Source organism: Limosilactobacillus pontis (genome assembly GCF_002940945.1).
Classification (GTDB): domain Bacteria; phylum Bacillota; class Bacilli; order Lactobacillales; family Lactobacillaceae; genus Limosilactobacillus; species Limosilactobacillus pontis_A.
This window is the reverse complement of sequence record NZ_PNFV01000005.1, coordinates 61,813-77,600: the sequence shown is the minus strand read 5'-3', so window position 1 is coordinate 77,600 and position 15,788 is coordinate 61,813. Positions and strand designations below refer to the sequence as shown.

Here is a 15,788-nt window from a genome sequence, read left to right as displayed (position 1 = left end):
GATGACCGACAGGAAGGAAAGGATGAAATAGATATGCGGACAATTGGTTTTCATAACACTGACAAAACGCGGCCAGCGACGACCCCGTGGGTAACGCACTATCAGTCGGGGGCTACCATTTTCGGTCGGGGTACCTATCTGCCAATCGATTACGGTCAGGCTCGCAACGATAATACCCTGGTTGTTGGCTCCAGTGGGACTGGGAAAACCTATTCATTTGTTGAACCCAATATTCTTCAAGCCAATGCCAACTATGTGGTGGCAGACGCTAAGGGAGACATCCTGGCCAACACGGGGATGAGTCTGCGGGCCCAGGGGTATCATATTCAGGTCCTGAACTTGGTTGACCTAAAGCATTCGATGACTTACAACCCGTTATACTATATGCACGATGAAATGGACGTGGTCGCTTTTGCCCACCAGGTAATCGGTGCCGACATCACTGGTAATGCCAACCACCGGGGATTCGATGATCCCTTTTGGACGAATGCGCCCGCTAGCCTGCTTGAGGCCCTGATCATGTTCACCGAAGAGTTCCTGCCGGTGGGGATGCAGACGATGGGAACGGCTCTTCGATTGGGTTCAGGAACAAAATCCGCATTCAGGTGCCCTGCGGCTTTGGAACAGCGTTGCCCGGAGCAAGGGGTCAGAGAAAACCTGGAGCAGCATTGTTGGTATCCTGGGAACCGCCTTGGCACCGTACATGGTCGGGGACGTTGATCGCTTACTGGCCAGCAATCAGGTGGACTTTGCACGCCTTCTCAAGCCGAAGACGGCCCTGTTTGTCCTGTATGATGACGCTGACCCGTCCAAAAACTTCCTCGCCAACCTCCTCTACAGTCAACTCTTCAGTTTCCTCTATCACCACGCCTTTCACCAGTCTGTGGGGCGTCTGCCGGTCAAGGTCCGCTTCTTTCTTGATGACTTTAAGAACATCCAAGTGTCACACTTTGACGACTACCTAGCGACAGCACGGAGCCGGAACCTCTCTCTGTGCATGATGGTCCAAGATGAGTCACAGCTGAGAGCTAAGTTCGGCAAGAATGCGGGAAGCGTCATTGGCAACTGCGGGGCTTATCTGATGACGGGGACGACTGACCTGACAATGGCTAAGACTGCCGGTGAACGTTTTAACCGTGATGCGCAAGCCATCCGGCAGCTCGGGGTGGACACCTTCTTAGTCGACATTAGCGGCCACTTAACTGCGACGGCACGCTATGACTTCCACGACCATCCCAACTACTGTCCGAAAAAGTTTGATGTGAGTGTCATCTACCAGACGCCGGCACAGGCGGTCAGATGGGGGAAACTGACTCAGATATTCAAGCAGTTGCCGGAAGAACATCTGGTTACAGACGATGAGAATGAGGAAAGCATTTTTGACGATCTTGATGATCTACCAATGTAAATACTTTGTGTCGTCTAACGGGGGATACTAATCATCGGTTGGACGATTTTTTATTATAAAATTCAAATTTTTCCTTGCCTTTTTCCAAAAACCGTTATACTATAATGACAATCAAATTAAGGAATGCTTAGAAAAGATGAGTAACATTCTAATGTAGTTACAGAGAACTGGACCCGATGAGAACCGGTGCTACTCAGGAATGTGAATATGGTCTTGGAGCAAGTGTGAGTTGCGAGCAATTTGGTAAGCAACTCCCGGCTGGCGCCCGATACAGCGCCTGGGTCTACCAGTGATGGTGTACCCAATAAGGGTGCGGTTGTGAAATCGTACCGAACCAGGGTGGTAACACGTTAACTAGTGAAAATTCAGTAACGTCCCGGGGAACAGCTAAATTATGGCTTGTTCCGCGGGACGTTTTTTAATTTTCCAAGATCTCATCTTATTCTCATTTAGCATTGAAAGGATGGACTCAATATGACAGAAAACTTACGCGCACCATATCGTTATGACATTGTCGGCAGCTTTCTCCGCCCGGCCAAACTCAAACAGGCTCGTGTCCGGTTCAAGGCCGGTGAACTCGATCAAGCGGCCTTGAATCGGGTCGAAGACGAATGCATTACTGACCTGATCAACAAGGAGAAGAGTATCGGCCTCCATGCGGTAACTGATGGCGAGTTTCGACGTAGCTGGTGGCACCTCGATTTTCTCTGGGGGCTAAAGGGAGTTGCCAAGTACGACTACCAGCAGAGCTACAAGTTCCAGGGGGCCAAAACTCGGACCGATAACGCTGAGTTGGCTGGCAAAGTGGCCTATAATCCCGACCACCCATTTTTCAAGGCGTTTGAATTTACCAAGAGGGTTGCAGGAGACGACGTGGTGGCCAAACAGACCATTCCTTCCCCAACGATGCTTTTCCGCGACAACCGATCAGATAACTGGCCTGAGTTCTACGATAGCCGTGCTGCTTACCTGGCCGACCTGGCGCAGGCCTACCGGTTGACGATCAAGCACTTCGCCGACCTGGGGTGTAAGTACTTGCAGATTGACGATACTACCTGGGCATTCTTGATCAGCAAACTCAATGCCACCGTCGATGACCCGGCCGCCCACGCTAAGTATGTTCAACTAGCCGAGGATGCAGTGACGGTGATCAATGGGGCACTCAAGGACCGGCCGGCAGGGCTGACCATCACCACTCACATCTGTCGGGGGAACTTTAAGTCGACCTTCCTTTTTTCTGGAGGCTATGAACCGGTTGCCAAGTACTTGGCTCAACTTGATTACGACGGTTTCTTCCTCGAGTATGATAGCGACCGGGCCGGGGACTTTTCTCCGTTAGCCACCATCTGGAACCAGCGACCGGATGTCCGGATTGTCCTTGGCCTGGTTACCTCCAAGAGTGGAAGCCTTGAAGATAAGAAGGCGATCATCAAGCGGATCCAGGAAGCGGCGGAGCATGTGCCATTGGCTAACCTCTGCCTGAGTCCCCAGTGTGGATTTGCATCAACGGAAGAAGGGAATGTTTTAACAGAAGATCAAGAATGGCAGAAGCTGAAGCTCATTAAAGACATTGCACATGAAGTTTGGAACTAAGAAATAAAAAAAGGAGATCATCATTATGGCTAAAGTTGAAAGTTTTACGTTAGATCACACCAAGGTAAAGGCACCATACGTTCGGTTAATCACTGTTGAAGAGGGACTAAAGGGCGATAAGATCAGCAATTACGACCTGCGATTGGTTCAACCTAACGAGAATGCCATCCCGACGGCGGGTCTGCACACGATTGAACACCTCCTGGCCGGGCTACTCCGGGACCGGCTTGACGGTGTGATTGATTGCTCGCCGTTTGGCTGCCGGACCGGCTTCCACTTGATTACCTGGGGGGAACACTCGACGACTGAGGTTGCCAAGGCCCTCAAGTCATCGTTGGAGGAAATTGCCTACAAGACTAAGTGGGAGGATGTCCAAGGGACGACCATCGAGTCTTGCGGAAATTACCGGGACCACTCCCTCTTCTCTGCCAAGGAATGGTCCAAGAAGATCCTCAGCGAGGGAATCTCAGATAAGCCGTTTGAACGGCACGTTGTCGACTAACGGGTACGACAATAACGCAACTGGTTAGGAAAGGAGCAGGTTTTATGCGTAAGTCACGAAAGAAACGCACGTTTTGGTGGTGGGTGATTGGGATCATCGCGGTGATCGCAGTTGGCCTGGGGTTGAGTAGCGCGGCCAACGGTGGCCCCCTGGGCAAAAGGACCATTACTCTGGGGACGATTGGTCCTGACGTTCAGATTTGGCAGCACATTGCCAAGTCCGACCAGGCCAAAAAAGCGGGGCTTAAGATCCGAGTCAAGAGTTTCACTGACCCGGTTGCCCTGAACAAGGCCACGGCCAGCGGTGAGATTGATGTCAACGCCTTCCAGTCATGGTCGTACCTTGAGACCTACAACAAGGAGAATAAGAAGGCCCAATTGGCCGCCCTGGGAACGACTTACCTGGAGCCAATGGGCATCTACTCCGACCGCTACCACAAGCTGAGCCAGGTGCCTGACGGTGCTACGGTGGCCATCGCCAACAACCCGGCCAACACCTCTCGGGGCCTGCTTCTTTTGCAAAGTGCTGGTTTGATTACTCTGAAGAAGAACTTTGGTCCGACTAGCGGCACCGAGGGGATTGCCACCAACCCAAAGAACCTTAAGTTTAAGGAAATCGACGATACGACGGGACCCCGGGTACTGAAGTCCACTGACCTCGTCCTGATTGGAAACACGATTGCTTTGACTGGTCACCTGAACGTCCTTAAGGATTCGATCTACCACGAGCAGGTTAACCAGAGCACCAAGAACAACATTAACGTGATTGCGACGGCCAAGAAAAGCCGCCACAACAAGACTTACAAGAAACTGGTCACCCTCTATCACAACCAGCAGATCCAACAGTGGATTAAAAAGAAGTACCAAGGAACCAAGGTTAACGTTGATAAGCCACTCAGCTACCTGACAGACTAAGGGGTGGATACGGATGAATATTGCACGCAGCCTCGACACCAACCTGTTGTCAATCAAGCAGGCAAGCATCAAGCAAAAACGTCCACAGACGATTAAGGAATGGCTGGCTTACCTGTTCAGCTAGAGATAATTTAAGCAGTCTAGTGAGTATACTCATTGGACTGCTTTTTTGTGCCGATATATTTAAGTTGCGATTTACTCTAACTAATTTCCATACAAACAAAATCAATGTAACCGTCGAGGTACAAAGCGTATGATTAGTCCCAAAATAAGGATGACAAAGGCCAATAAAAGCATGAAGGCGTGCTGAGTCCCTAACGCAGTGGCAACCGTCGTCTTGCCAACACTAATCTGGCCTTTAGCCACAATCATGGCCACTATGGAGGTTCCCATCGAACCGGCAAACTGCTGCAGGGTGTTGAGGATGGCGTTGCCTTGGGTTTGCTTATCCTGTGGAAGACTAGCGAGAGCACTAGTCATGACCGTTCCCATCAAGGCCCCCATTCCGGCCATGTAGAACATATAGACAATCATGATAGCTAAGTTACTCATAGCGGGTGAACAAATCGTAAAGATCAGGATTGAAATAGTCATTAGCATTGCACCGCTTAAAATGGGCTTTTTCGGTCCATACGTATCCAGCAGGCGACCGCCGATCGGAGCAAAGAGAGCGCCGCAAAAGCCGGCTGGCATTACCACCAGTCCGGCGAGTAGGGCCGTGTTATGGTTGACTAGCTGAATGTAGTTGGGTAGCAGGAAGGCAAAACCGAGGGAGCACATTTGGGTTAGAAAGAAGATCAGAACATGACCGCTAAAACGGTGATTGCTAAATAGACGGAGGTCGAGAATAGGGGTGGTGATGATTAGGGATCGCCAACTTAACAGTCCCATTGCAATCGCTCCAGTGAGGAGGGCTCCGCTGACCTGCCAGCTGAGCAGCGGTAAAACAGCTAGGTTGCTGAAACCATAAACCAGTCCGGTGAACATAATTGCAATTAGTAGGCAACTAATAATATCGAAGTGTTGCTGGACGATAGCAGACCTTTGCCGGATCCCCCAGGAACCGAGCAGTAATGACGCTAGTAAGAAGGGAAGGAGAGTATAGAAGATCCACCGCCAGCCCAGACTGGAAACGATAATTCCCCCGAAAGTTGGACCGATTGCTGGGGCAATCCCGGTAATTAGGTTACCAAATCCCATCATCAGGCCGATCCGTTGGCGGGGCACCTGTTCCATGATGATGTTGAACATCAGTGGTAGAGAAATTCCCGTACCAATCCCCTGAATTAATCGACCTAGTAGGAGAATCGGGAAAGTTGGCGCTAGGGCATCAATAAAGGTTCCGATGATAAAAAAGATCACCGCGGTTAAAAAGAGCGGTTTAGTACGAAATGCCCGCTTCAGCAATGCTGATAGGGGAACAATGATGGCGACAATTAACAGGTAAATCGAGGTCATCCACTGGACCACGTTGGTCGTCACCCCAAATTCGGACATCAATTTGGGAAAAGAGATATTCATTGCGGTTTCGACAATGACCCCGCAAAATGATAGTAGGCCGGTGGCGACTACCGCGGCAACCACCTTTACCGGGATTCTGGCGCTGCTTTTTGACATGGGTTAATTAGCCTCCTTGATATATTTTAGTACGCGAGCAGTTATGATCAGCTCTGCAGGTGAGAATTGGCTAGTCAGCAGGCCTTCCTGCTTCCTGATGTAATCTTTTACCACCGGAACCAATTCGCGGGCGATAGCCGTCAGCTGAACCTGGCGCCGCCGTCGGTCGTGAGGGTCAGTAATCCGTTGAACCAGGCCCCGTTTCTCCATTCGTTGTAAAATAATTGTCGTAGTCGATCGGCGGATGTTGAACTCATGCTCAATAGCCTGCTGGTCGGTAGCCATGTTTTCTTGCCGACTTAGGTAGTCAATAATGTTCATCTGGTTACCAGTCAGGTTATTCTGGCGGGCGAGGTTGTTCATTTGCCGGGTGAGACTGATGTCAGCCTGTTTGATCAGGCGACCAATACTGATCATTGGATTATCCACTTTAATACTTCCTCCTTAAATCTTATCCTTTTGAAATTATATTCAGAGGTTTGTTAGCTGTCAAACTAAATTTAATCATACTAAAACCCCCATAGTAGGATTGTTTTGTCCAACTATGGGGGTGTTTCAATGAAGAACTTTTTAGTCTGATGGCGGCCGATGCTTGGCTAGCCGCTTGATTTCACAATCATACTCGCAGGCGGCGCACTTTCCCTGCCTACTCGACCGAAAATGCCGGTAGATCTGGTAGACTGCCAAAGCAACGATAGCAATAATGATCAATAGATTGATTAGCAACTTCATGATGCTGCCTCCCTAGAAGATGAGTGAACCGACCTGGAATATTAATAAAGCAATCAGGTAGGCGATGACCAGGCTGGAGAATGCGGAATAAAGCATCCACTTTACGGAGCCGGTTTCCTGTTTAATAGTGGCCAAAGTGGCAAAACATGGAGCGTAGAGTAGGATAAATACCAACAGGGCGTAGGCAGCGACCGGCGAGACGAACTGGCCGAGGGCAGCCACGAGGACCGCCTTGCTACTGGTATGAAACATCACCATCATGCTGGCCGTGATAACCTCCTTGGCGAGGACACCGGTGAAGAGGGCGCTGATTGCCTGCCATTGGACGATCCCCAGCGGCGCAAAGACGGGCACCAGGGCCCGACCGAGGTCGGCGGCAAAACTATGGGTAGAATCGGTGACGAATCCAGTCGTCCCAAAGCTTGATAGTACCCAGATTAAGACAGTACCCGCAAAGATGATGGTGCCAGCCTTGCGAATGAAGCCCTTGCCCTTATCCCAGGTCCCATGCCAGATAATGTCAATGCGGGGAAGGTGGTACTGAGGAAGCTCAATCACAAAGACTGAACTATCCTTCATGTGAAAGATCAATTGGTAGAGCTTAGCCATCAGCAGGGCGATTACGATTCCCAGAAAGTAGACTGAGAGAATAATTAGGGCCTGGTGATGCGGGAAGAAGGCCGCCACCACCAGACTGTAGATCGGCAGGCGGGCTGAGCAACTCATGAACGGCATGATTAAGGTGGTAACCAGGCGCTCCTTAGGCTGTTCAATTGTCCGGGCGGCCATAATTCCGGTGACGTTGCAGCCAAAACCAATGATTAGGGGGATGAAGGACTTCCCATTGAGCCCGATCAGCTGCATTACTCGGTCAGTGACCAGTGCGGCCCGGGCCATGTAGCCCGAATCCTCAAGCAGAGAAATGCAGGCAAAGAGCATGAAGATCTGGGGAATGAAGGTTAGTACTCCGCCAACCCCGGCGATAATCCCATTGACTACCAAGGAACGTAAGGCAGGGATGGCTCCGGCCTGGATAAGCAGATTATCAGCTGTCGTAGAGACTGGTCCGGAGAGAAACTGGTCTAGCAGGTTGGACAGGGGCGTTCCCACCCAATCAAAGGAGACTTTGAACATCAAAAAGAAGATCAGGGCAAAGATCGGCAGGCCTAGTATCGGGTGGGTGACGATCCGGTCAATGCGACTGGTGAACTGAGGGTGATGGCTGCCAGCGATGTTTCGCCGGGCATCCTTCAGCGTTTGTTCGATGAAGGCTAGCCGGGTCTCAAACAGCTGATCAGCCAGTTTAGCCTTATCGAAGGTGTTTTGTTGACTGATGAGTGGGGTAAGATGGTGGCGGCGGGCATATTCTCGCACCACCTTATTCTTGTCGATGAACTGGATTGCTAGCCAGCGGGCCAGTGATCGTGAGTAGCCGTAGTCCTTCACCAGCGCGGTGGCCGCATCGTGAATCGCCTGCTTTACTCGTGGCGGATATTGCAGGACGAGGGGAGTAGCGGTTTGTTGCTCACAGTGGCGGACCTGGTCACGGACAGCTGTGATTCCTTTGTGGCTGCGTGCATTTGTGGTAACCACTGGACAGCAAAGGCGCTGTTTCAAAACCCCAAGATCATAGTCATATCCGGTGCGGCGGAGGTCATCAATCATGTTGAGCACGAGGATTACCGGGTAGCCCAGCTCCAGGACCTCAATGGTCAGCAATAGGTTACGCCGTAATTGGCTAGCGTTGGTGACATTTAAGATCATGTTGGGCTGGTTGTGCATTAGATAGTCTGCCACAACCGCCTCATCCTTGGTAAGGGGATCTAATGAGTAAACCCCTGGTAGGTCGATGATGGTAACGTCGGTCCCCTTGAGCAGGCCCTGCTTCTTCTCCACGGTAACTCCAGTCCAGTTGCCGACGTATTCATACCGATCGGTCAGTGAATTGAAAAGGGTGGTCTTACCGGTATTTGGATTTCCAATTAGTGCAACGGTTGCCATCTTAATCCCCCGCTAAACAAGCGAAGACATGGTAACGGAGCCCGATTCGTTGGTGGTCGGCTTCAATGATTACTGGTCCGTGAAAGGGATAGCGCTGGATAACCTTGATTGGACAACCTTCGCAGAGGCCAAGGTTGTGAAGCCGGATGACCGTTGGCTGGTTAATGCCCGCAAATGAATGTAGAATATATTGCTTTGACATAATAATTTCCCCTTGAATATTCTCAAAATATATTATTAATATAAAGTTATAGTTTTATTATACACACTATTTTTAAAGCAAGGAAGCGTTTCAAAAATATAAATTGCCTATTTTATTATTATAAGTATTCGGATATAATGGTTTTGTAAAACAGTTCACGTTCTTGTAAACGACCGTAATTATATTTTTTTATCGGTTGTTGAGAATAATTATTATGCCAGGAGGAATATTTTATGGCGACGCTAGAAGTTAAAGACCTACACGTTTCTGTTCAGGATGAGGAAAAAAAGCAGGAAAAGGAGATCCTCAAGGGAGTCAACCTGAAGATGAAGACCGGTGAGATTCATGCAATCATGGGGCCGAATGGTACCGGTAAGTCAACTCTGTCTCAGACGATCATGGGTCAGCCAAGCTACCATGTTACCCAGGGAGATATCTTACTGAACGGGGAAAGTATTCTCAAAATGCCGGTTGATGAGCGGGCGCGGAAGGGATTGTTCCTGGCAATGCAGTACCCGGCTGAGATTCAGGGAGTAACTAACGCTGAATTCCTGCGGGCGGCCATTAACGCTCGTCGCCCAGAAGATGGTCAGATTTCAGTTATGGACTTCATCAAGAAGCTAGACAAGAATCTCAAATTGTTAGATATGAGTGAATCCATGACGGAGCGGTACCTGAACGAGGGCTTCTCTGGTGGTGAAAAGAAGCGGAACGAGATTCTGCAGTTATTGATGATTGAACCAAGTTTTGCCCTGCTCGATGAGATTGACTCTGGACTGGATATTGATGCTCTGAAAGTCGTATCTAAAGGGGTTAATTCGATGCGTGGCGACAACTTTGGCTCCCTGATTATTACCCACTATCAGCGCCTATTAAACTACATCGTTCCTGATACGGTTCACGTTATGATGGATGGTCGGATTGTTAAGACGGGCGGCCCTGAATTGGCCAAAAAGCTGGAAGATGAAGGTTACGCTGGCCTGCGGGATGAACTGGGGCTTAACATCAAACTTGTCGATGATGAAGACTAGGGGGCCGCTGCCATGATGAATGAGAATCAAAAGCAGGCACAGCTAACGGCTGCCAGCCAGCAAAACAATGAACCAGCAACATTTCGCAAACGTCGGTTACAGGGCCTAGAACTGATGAGCAAGCTCCGGTTACCGCGGATGCAGCGCTTTAAGTTTCAGGACTGGCCACTGATCAAGGATCGGCCACTAAACTGGTGCCCATCATCCCCAGACGCCTTGCCGACTGCCCAGCCAGATGATGAGGTAATCCGAGTGACCCAGTTCGGTCAGAGCACCGTTCGCCTGGACATTCCCCAGCATCTCCGGGATCAGGGGATCGTCTTAACCGATATCTTCACGGCCGCCCGCGATCACGCCGACCTGTTCGACAAGTATTACATGTCCGCTATTAAGCCTGAGGAGAACCTGTTGACGGCCTATCATCAGGCTTACTTAAATGCCGGGCTGTTCCTCTATGTTCCAAAGAACGTGGTGGTGGAAAAGCCAATTGAGGCGGAATTGATCCAGGATAACACCCAGGACGAACCGTTGATATCGCACATCCTGGTCATTGCCGACCAGGGTAGCCAGATCAAGTTTATCCAACACCTTTCATCGGTCGGTGATCATGATAATCCGGCCAATATGATGATCGAGTTGATTGCTCGGGATAACAGTGAGATTGATTTCTCATCCCTGGACGAATTAGGGGCCCACACCCATACCTACTTCAAACGCCGGGCTGACATCGGCCGAGACGCTCACGTAGAATGGGCGGTTGGTGTCATGAACGACGGTGATACGGTCGGTGATATGGACTCCGAACTACTTGGTGAGGGTGGTTACGCTAATTCCAAGATGATTGCGGTCACCACTGGCAAGCAGCGGGTTGGTATCAATAACCGGGTTACCAATCATGGCAAGCATACGACCGGGTTGATCAACCAGCGGGGAGTCATCATGGAGCGGTCAGAGTTGATCTTTAACGGGATTGGGCAGATCATTCATGGTGCCCATGGTTCCAAAGCCGACCAGCAGAACCGGGTATTGATCATGTCGCCACAGGCTCGTGGGGATGCCAACCCGATCCTGCTAATTGACGAGAACGATGTTGAAGCCGGTCACGCCGCCAGCGTTGGTCCCGTCGACCCGCACCAGATGTACTACCTGATGAGCCGGGGTATTCCCCGTCCACAGGCTCAGCGAATGGTTATCCGGGGCTTTTTGGGGGCGGTCTTATCCGCCATTCCATCGAAGGATGTGCAAAGCAAAATGGTCGATATTCTAGAAAGGAAGCTCGCCGATGGCTTACAGTATCAATGATGTTCTAGCCGATTTTCCGATCCTCAAGCAACGGGTCAACGATGAACGGTTGGCCTACCTGGATAACGCGGCCACCGCGCAACGGCCGCGCCAGGTTTTATCCGCCCTGCAGGATTTCTATGAACACGACAACGCTAACGTCCACCGGGGTGTCCATACCCTGGCCGAGCGGGCAACGAAAGATTACGAAGACGCCCGGAGTAAGGTCCAGCATTTCATCAACGCCCAATCCAGTGATGAGATCGTCTTTACCAAGGGGTGCACGGATGGATTGAACTTGGTCGCTGCTACTTATGGGGAGGCCAATATTGAGGCTGGTGATGAGATTGTTATCTCGATTATGGAACACCACAGCAACTTGATCCCGTGGCAACAGTTGGCCCTGCGTAAGCACGCCACCCTTAAGTACATCGGTCTCACCGATCAGGGGCAGCTCGACATGGCGGATGCCCGGCAGAAGATTACCGACAAGACCAAGATCGTGGCTGTCGCTCACGCCAGCAACGTCTTAGGGACCGTAACCCCGCTCAAGGAACTGGCAGCTTTGGCACATCAGCACGGGGCAATCATCGTTGGCGATGGTGCCCAGGCGGCCCCACACATGCCGGTTGATGTTCGCAACCTCGATGTTGATTTTTATGCCTTTTCCGGCCATAAGATGATGAGTCCGATGGGGATCGGGGTCCTTTATGGCAAGGCCAGCCTCCTGCGGGCCATGCCACCGTACCAGTACGGTGGTGAGATGATCAGTGATGTTCATCGCGATCGCAGTACCTGGGCGGATATCCCACTCAAGTTTGAGGCGGGAACCCAAAACGTTGCCGGAGCCGTGGGACTGGGTACCGCAATCGACTACCTGCAGTCCCTGGGGATGGCTAATGTTCAGGCTCAGGAACAGAAACTGGTTGATTACGTCCTGCCTAAGCTGACGGCCCTACCATACGTGACGGTCTATGGCCCTCAGGATCCCAGTCAACATACGGGGGTGATTGCCTTTAACATGGCCAACCTGCACCCCCACGACGTCGCTACGGCTCTTGATATGGATGGGGTAGCGGTCCGTGCCGGCCACCACTGCGCTCAGCCGCTGATGGAAGAACTGGGCTTGACAGCAACTGCCCGGGCCAGCTTCTACTTCTACAACACGAAGAGCGATGCCGATCAGTTAATCAAAGCAATCAAAGAGACAAAGGAGTTCTTTAACGGTGGGACTTTCTAAATTAAATGGATTATATCGGGAAGTGATCTTAGACCACGCTAACCACCCGCACAACAAGGGGGAGCTGCCAACGTCCACCAACGCGATGACCCTGCACAACCCGACCTGTGGTGACACGATTAACTTGCAGGTCAAAGTTGCTGATAATAAGATCGAGGATATTGCCTATACCGGGGAAGGATGTACGATCAGCCAGGCCTCAGCCAGTATGATGACCGACGCCGTCAAGGGAAAGACTACGGAGCAGGCCCTGGCGATGGCCAAGATCTTTTCCGACATGGCGATTGGTAAACAACGCTCAGCATCGGAGCTTGCCCAGCTTGGCGATGCCCAGATTCTGACCAGTATCATGGAGTTCCCGGCCCGGATCAAGTGTGCCACCTTGTCATGGTGGGCATTACAGCGGGCACTATTGAAGCAAAGTGATGAGGAGGATAACAATGAGTAAAGAAACAGCAGCAAGCATCGTTAAAGACGAAAACTACGAATACGGTTTTCATGACGATGTCAAGCCGGTATATTCAACCGGGCGGGGGCTTACTGAGGAAATCGTTCGCCAGATTTCTGCTGAGAAGCACGAACCGCAGTGGATGTTAGATTACCGCCTGAAAGCCTACCATATCTACAAGAAACTGGATATGCCGAAGTTTGGTCCAGACCTGTCTGGATTGGATCTTAAGGATATGCTCTACTACCAGAAGATGACTGATAAGAAGTTCAGGGATTGGAAGGACGTTCCCGAAGACCTCAAGAAGACCTTCGACCGACTGGGGGTTCCCCAAGCCGAACGTAAATACTTGGCGGGGGCCTCGGCGCAGTACGAGTCTGAGGTGGTTTACCATAACATGAAGAAAGACTTCGCTAAGCTCGGTATCATCTTCACCGACACTGATACGGCCCTTAAAGAGTATCCAGACCTCTTCAAGAAGTGGTTTGGCAAACTTGTACAACCGACTGACAATAAATTTGCGGCTTTAAACGCTGCTGTTTGGTCTGGTGGTTCCTTTATCTATGTACCAAAAGGGGTCAAGGTAAAGACACCAATCCAGTCTTACTTCCGGTTAAACGCGGAGAATACTGGGCAGTTTGAACGGACCCTAATCATTGTTGACGAAGGGGCCAGTGTTGACTACGTCGAAGGCTGTACCGCGCCAAACTATTCGTCTGATAGCCTGCACGCCGCAGTCGTTGAGGTCAATGTCTGCAAAGATGCCTACTGTCGTTACACGACCATTCAGAATTGGTCAGATAACGTCTACAGTCTTGAAACCAAGCGTGCGGCCGCGGCCGAAAATGCCACTATGGAGTGGGTTGATGGTAACCTCGGTTCTAAGGTCACCATGAAGTACCCGAGTGTCTACCTCAACGGTGAGGGTGCCCGGGGCACGATGCTTTCGATCGCCGTAGCCAGCAATGGAATCCACCAGGACTCTGGTGCCCGGATGATTCATAATGCCCCGAATACGTCGAGTTCTATTGTTTCCAAGTCAATTGCCAAGACCGGTGGCTCAACGGACTACCGGGGGACGGTACGATTTGGCAAGCATTCTGATGGTTCCAAGGGTCATGTTGAATGTGATACCATTATTATGGATGATCAATCATCGTCGGATACGATTCCGTACAATGAAATTGATAATTCACACGTGGCCATGGAACATGAGGCCAAGGTCTCTAAGATTTCAGAAGAGCAACTATACTACTTGATGAGTCGGGGAATTTCCGAGGCCAAGGCCACCGAGATGATCATTATGGGCTTCGTGGAACCATTCACCAAGCAACTACCGATGGAGTACGCGGTTGAATTAAACCGCTTGATCAGCTTTGAGATGGAAGGCTCAATCGGTTAATAAAAACTGAGCGGCTTTTGATACCTGGCGGCGCAATTTCCGCAGGCACCAAGCCGCTTTTTGGGATAATGATTGTTTTGAAATGGAGGGAAGAAACGATGGCAGATGAAGAAGCAGTACCATTTTCGCCAATCGAAAACAAGGTCATGGATGCCCTAGAAAAGGTGATTGACCCGGAATTAGGGATTGACTTGGTCAACCTGGGGCTGATTTATGATGTCAAGGTTGATGATGACGGCAACTGTACCGTGACAATGACCTTGACGACGATGGGCTGTCCGCTCGGTGATGTTTTGAACGAGAAGATTACGGCAGCAGTGATGAGCGTTGACGGCGTTACAAGCTGCAAGATCAACCTTGTTTGGGAGCCCGTCTGGGATATCTCACGAATGAGCCGGTTTGCCAAGATTGCCTTGGGAATCCATGGTTAGCCAGGAGGAAATCACATGGATATCAAGAAGTTTATCCGTCAGCGCAAGGCCCTTGGCTACTCGCAGATAGCCCTTAGTCAGGGAATCTGTACACAATCAACCCTGAGTAAGTTTGAAAACAACGGGAAAGTACCGTCGCTAAGTATCCTTGACCAACTCTGTCGGCGGTTGGGGCTGACCATTGATGACCTTAACCGCGACGACGAGACGACCGTCTGCTATCTGCGAGCAACCCTGAATGGCATTGAGGAGAATTTGATGGCAGAACACTTTCCCCAGGCCCTAAAGCAGCTTGACCAACTGGATGCAACCACCCTGACAGCATCTCAGGACCGTATGCAATACTACTACCTGCGTGGGATGCTGGCCACACTAACTAACCAGCCGGGGTCCGCAGCTTTGTTTAACTTTACAAAGATTCTAGAGGAGCTAGACGAGCGTCATCAGACGATTTACTCACAGCTGGCTTACCTAGGCTCGGGGGTCCTATATGCTCGCCAGGGGTCGATGGATCAGGCGGACTTTTTCTTTGCTAAGGTGATCAACTACCTCCAAGCAAATGCCAACGGCAAATGGGCACATACGAGCAAGGAACGCTATCTCCGGATTATCTCAATGATGTATTATGCTGCGGAGTATCACGCCCTTAACCATCGCTTGGCGATCAGTGACCGGGTGTTGACGGAGACCATCAATATCTGTGCGACTAACCACGTTACCTATTTCATGCCTCGGATCAAGCTGTTACTGGCTAATAATGCAATTGCTGCTGGGATGTCAACTGATGCGGTTGACCAGTTGCTAGATGAGGCGATGGTATTTGCCCGTTTCAACCGTAATAGCGTGGTTCAGGTTCAGGTTGCGGCTGTCCGTAATAACTATCATAAGGAGATCAAACACCGTTCATAGTCGGAATAGACCATGACGCTGCAATACCTAAAAATACAAGCGACTGAAAGAAAATACTGTTTTCTTCCAGTCGCTTT

General features: G+C 50.5%; 17 protein-coding genes. 12 read left to right on the top strand and 5 right to left on the bottom strand.

What is annotated here, in order from left to right; all coding sequences use genetic code 11:
- The first annotated feature begins 33 nt into the window (after nucleotides 1–33).
- From CK797_RS05395 to CK797_RS05375, 5 genes are all read left to right on the top strand, one after another.
- Nucleotides 34–720 (top strand): type IV secretory system conjugative DNA transfer family protein, encoded by a 687-nt coding sequence (locus CK797_RS05395; RefSeq protein WP_104688735.1) that lies wholly within the window; start codon nucleotides 34–36, stop codon nucleotides 718–720.
- Entirely contained in the window at nucleotides 692–1,408 is a 717-nt protein-coding gene (locus tag CK797_RS05390; RefSeq protein ID WP_263851302.1) for a type IV secretory system conjugative DNA transfer family protein, read from the top strand. Before CK797_RS05395 ends, CK797_RS05390 begins: the two co-directional genes overlap by 29 nt.
- A gap of 474 nt (nucleotides 1,409–1,882) precedes the next feature.
- The gene (locus CK797_RS05385) at nucleotides 1,883–3,001 is read left to right on the top strand and encodes a vitamin B12 independent methionine synthase (protein ID WP_104688733.1); all 1,119 of its coding nucleotides are present in this window, start codon (nucleotides 1,883–1,885) and stop codon (nucleotides 2,999–3,001) included.
- A 25-nt stretch (nucleotides 3,002–3,026) separates the two neighbouring features.
- Nucleotides 3,027–3,503, top strand: coding sequence for an S-ribosylhomocysteine lyase (locus CK797_RS05380; RefSeq protein WP_104688732.1), 477 nt, complete (start codon nucleotides 3,027–3,029; stop codon nucleotides 3,501–3,503).
- Between the two features lie 44 nt (nucleotides 3,504–3,547).
- Nucleotides 3,548–4,417, top strand: coding sequence for a MetQ/NlpA family ABC transporter substrate-binding protein (locus CK797_RS05375; RefSeq protein WP_104688731.1), 870 nt, complete (start codon nucleotides 3,548–3,550; stop codon nucleotides 4,415–4,417).
- Nucleotides 4,418–4,642: 225 nt separating this feature from the next.
- On the opposite strand, the gene CK797_RS05370 is transcribed toward CK797_RS05375, so the two are convergent.
- From CK797_RS05370 to CK797_RS05350, 5 genes are all read right to left on the bottom strand, one after another.
- Nucleotides 4,643–6,034 (bottom strand): MFS transporter, encoded by a 1,392-nt coding sequence (locus tag CK797_RS05370; RefSeq protein ID WP_104688730.1) that lies wholly within the window; start codon nucleotides 6,032–6,034, stop codon nucleotides 4,643–4,645.
- A 3-nt stretch (nucleotides 6,035–6,037) separates the two neighbouring features.
- On the bottom strand, nucleotides 6,038–6,463 hold the full coding sequence (locus CK797_RS05365; RefSeq protein ID WP_104688729.1) for a MarR family winged helix-turn-helix transcriptional regulator: 426 nt from the start codon (nucleotides 6,461–6,463) through the stop codon (nucleotides 6,038–6,040).
- A gap of 141 nt (nucleotides 6,464–6,604) precedes the next feature.
- A complete protein-coding gene (locus CK797_RS05360) occupies nucleotides 6,605–6,766 on the bottom strand; it encodes a FeoB-associated Cys-rich membrane protein (RefSeq protein WP_104688728.1) in 162 nt (53 codons plus the stop codon).
- A 12-nt stretch (nucleotides 6,767–6,778) separates the two neighbouring features.
- Nucleotides 6,779–8,767, bottom strand: a complete 1,989-nt coding sequence (gene feoB, locus CK797_RS05355) for a ferrous iron transport protein B (protein ID WP_104688727.1) — start codon at nucleotides 8,765–8,767, stop codon at nucleotides 6,779–6,781.
- A gap of 1 nt (nucleotide 8,768) precedes the next feature.
- Nucleotides 8,769–8,969: a FeoA family protein gene (locus CK797_RS05350; protein ID WP_104688726.1), complete on the bottom strand. Its 201-nt coding sequence runs from the start codon at nucleotides 8,967–8,969 to the stop codon at nucleotides 8,769–8,771.
- A 233-nt stretch (nucleotides 8,970–9,202) separates the two neighbouring features.
- On the opposite strand from CK797_RS05350, the gene sufC reads away from it, so the two are divergent.
- The 7 genes from sufC to CK797_RS05315 all read left to right on the top strand — a co-directional run bounded on the left by sufC (nucleotide 9,203) and on the right by CK797_RS05315 (nucleotide 15,711).
- Nucleotides 9,203–10,000, top strand: a complete 798-nt coding sequence (sufC, locus tag CK797_RS05345) for a Fe-S cluster assembly ATPase SufC (RefSeq protein ID WP_104688725.1) — start codon at nucleotides 9,203–9,205, stop codon at nucleotides 9,998–10,000.
- Between the two features lie 12 nt (nucleotides 10,001–10,012).
- Entirely contained in the window at nucleotides 10,013–11,302 is a 1,290-nt protein-coding gene (sufD, locus tag CK797_RS05340) for a Fe-S cluster assembly protein SufD (protein ID WP_104688724.1), read from the top strand.
- Nucleotides 11,283–12,521, top strand: coding sequence for a cysteine desulfurase (locus CK797_RS05335; RefSeq protein WP_104688723.1), 1,239 nt, complete (start codon nucleotides 11,283–11,285; stop codon nucleotides 12,519–12,521). The genes sufD and CK797_RS05335 overlap by 20 nt, the downstream gene beginning before the upstream one ends.
- Nucleotides 12,508–12,969, top strand: coding sequence for a Fe-S cluster assembly sulfur transfer protein SufU (gene sufU / locus CK797_RS05330; RefSeq protein ID WP_104688722.1), 462 nt, complete (start codon nucleotides 12,508–12,510; stop codon nucleotides 12,967–12,969). Before CK797_RS05335 ends, sufU begins: the two co-directional genes overlap by 14 nt.
- Entirely contained in the window at nucleotides 12,962–14,371 is a 1,410-nt protein-coding gene (sufB, locus tag CK797_RS05325) for a Fe-S cluster assembly protein SufB (RefSeq protein ID WP_104688721.1), read from the top strand. The genes sufU and sufB overlap by 8 nt, the downstream gene beginning before the upstream one ends.
- Nucleotides 14,372–14,469: 98 nt before the next feature.
- On the top strand, nucleotides 14,470–14,802 hold the full coding sequence (locus CK797_RS05320) for a metal-sulfur cluster assembly factor (protein WP_104688720.1): 333 nt from the start codon (nucleotides 14,470–14,472) through the stop codon (nucleotides 14,800–14,802).
- 15 nt (nucleotides 14,803–14,817) lie between these two features.
- Entirely contained in the window at nucleotides 14,818–15,711 is an 894-nt protein-coding gene (locus tag CK797_RS05315) for a helix-turn-helix domain-containing protein (RefSeq protein ID WP_104688719.1), read from the top strand.
- Nucleotides 15,712–15,788 lie beyond the last annotated feature (77 nt).

Bases quoted from the DNA above. Each gene is read 5' to 3' on its own strand.
- CK797_RS05385 (WP_104688733.1), top strand. From the start codon at position 1,883: ATGACAGAAAACTTACGCGCACCATATCGTTATGACATTGTCGGCAGC.
- CK797_RS05380 (WP_104688732.1), top strand. From the start codon at position 3,027: ATGGCTAAAGTTGAAAGTTTTACGTTAGATCACACCAAGGTAAAGGCA.
- CK797_RS05360 (WP_104688728.1), bottom strand. From the start codon at position 6,766: ATGAAGTTGCTAATCAATCTATTGATCATTATTGCTATCGTTGCTTTG.
- CK797_RS05315 (WP_104688719.1), top strand. From the start codon at position 14,818: ATGGATATCAAGAAGTTTATCCGTCAGCGCAAGGCCCTTGGCTACTCG.
- CK797_RS05350 (WP_104688726.1), bottom strand. From the start codon at position 8,969: ATGTCAAAGCAATATATTCTACATTCATTTGCGGGCATTAACCAGCCA.
- CK797_RS05320 (WP_104688720.1), top strand. From the start codon at position 14,470: ATGGCAGATGAAGAAGCAGTACCATTTTCGCCAATCGAAAACAAGGTC.
- CK797_RS05335 (WP_104688723.1), top strand. From the start codon at position 11,283: ATGGCTTACAGTATCAATGATGTTCTAGCCGATTTTCCGATCCTCAAG.
- sufD (WP_104688724.1), top strand. From the start codon at position 10,013: ATGATGAATGAGAATCAAAAGCAGGCACAGCTAACGGCTGCCAGCCAG.
- CK797_RS05370 (WP_104688730.1), bottom strand. From the start codon at position 6,034: ATGTCAAAAAGCAGCGCCAGAATCCCGGTAAAGGTGGTTGCCGCGGTA.
- sufB (WP_104688721.1), top strand. From the start codon at position 12,962: ATGAGTAAAGAAACAGCAGCAAGCATCGTTAAAGACGAAAACTACGAA.
- CK797_RS05395 (WP_104688735.1), top strand. From the start codon at position 34: ATGCGGACAATTGGTTTTCATAACACTGACAAAACGCGGCCAGCGACG.
- sufC (WP_104688725.1), top strand. From the start codon at position 9,203: ATGGCGACGCTAGAAGTTAAAGACCTACACGTTTCTGTTCAGGATGAG.
- CK797_RS05375 (WP_104688731.1), top strand. From the start codon at position 3,548: ATGCGTAAGTCACGAAAGAAACGCACGTTTTGGTGGTGGGTGATTGGG.
- feoB (WP_104688727.1), bottom strand. From the start codon at position 8,767: ATGGCAACCGTTGCACTAATTGGAAATCCAAATACCGGTAAGACCACC.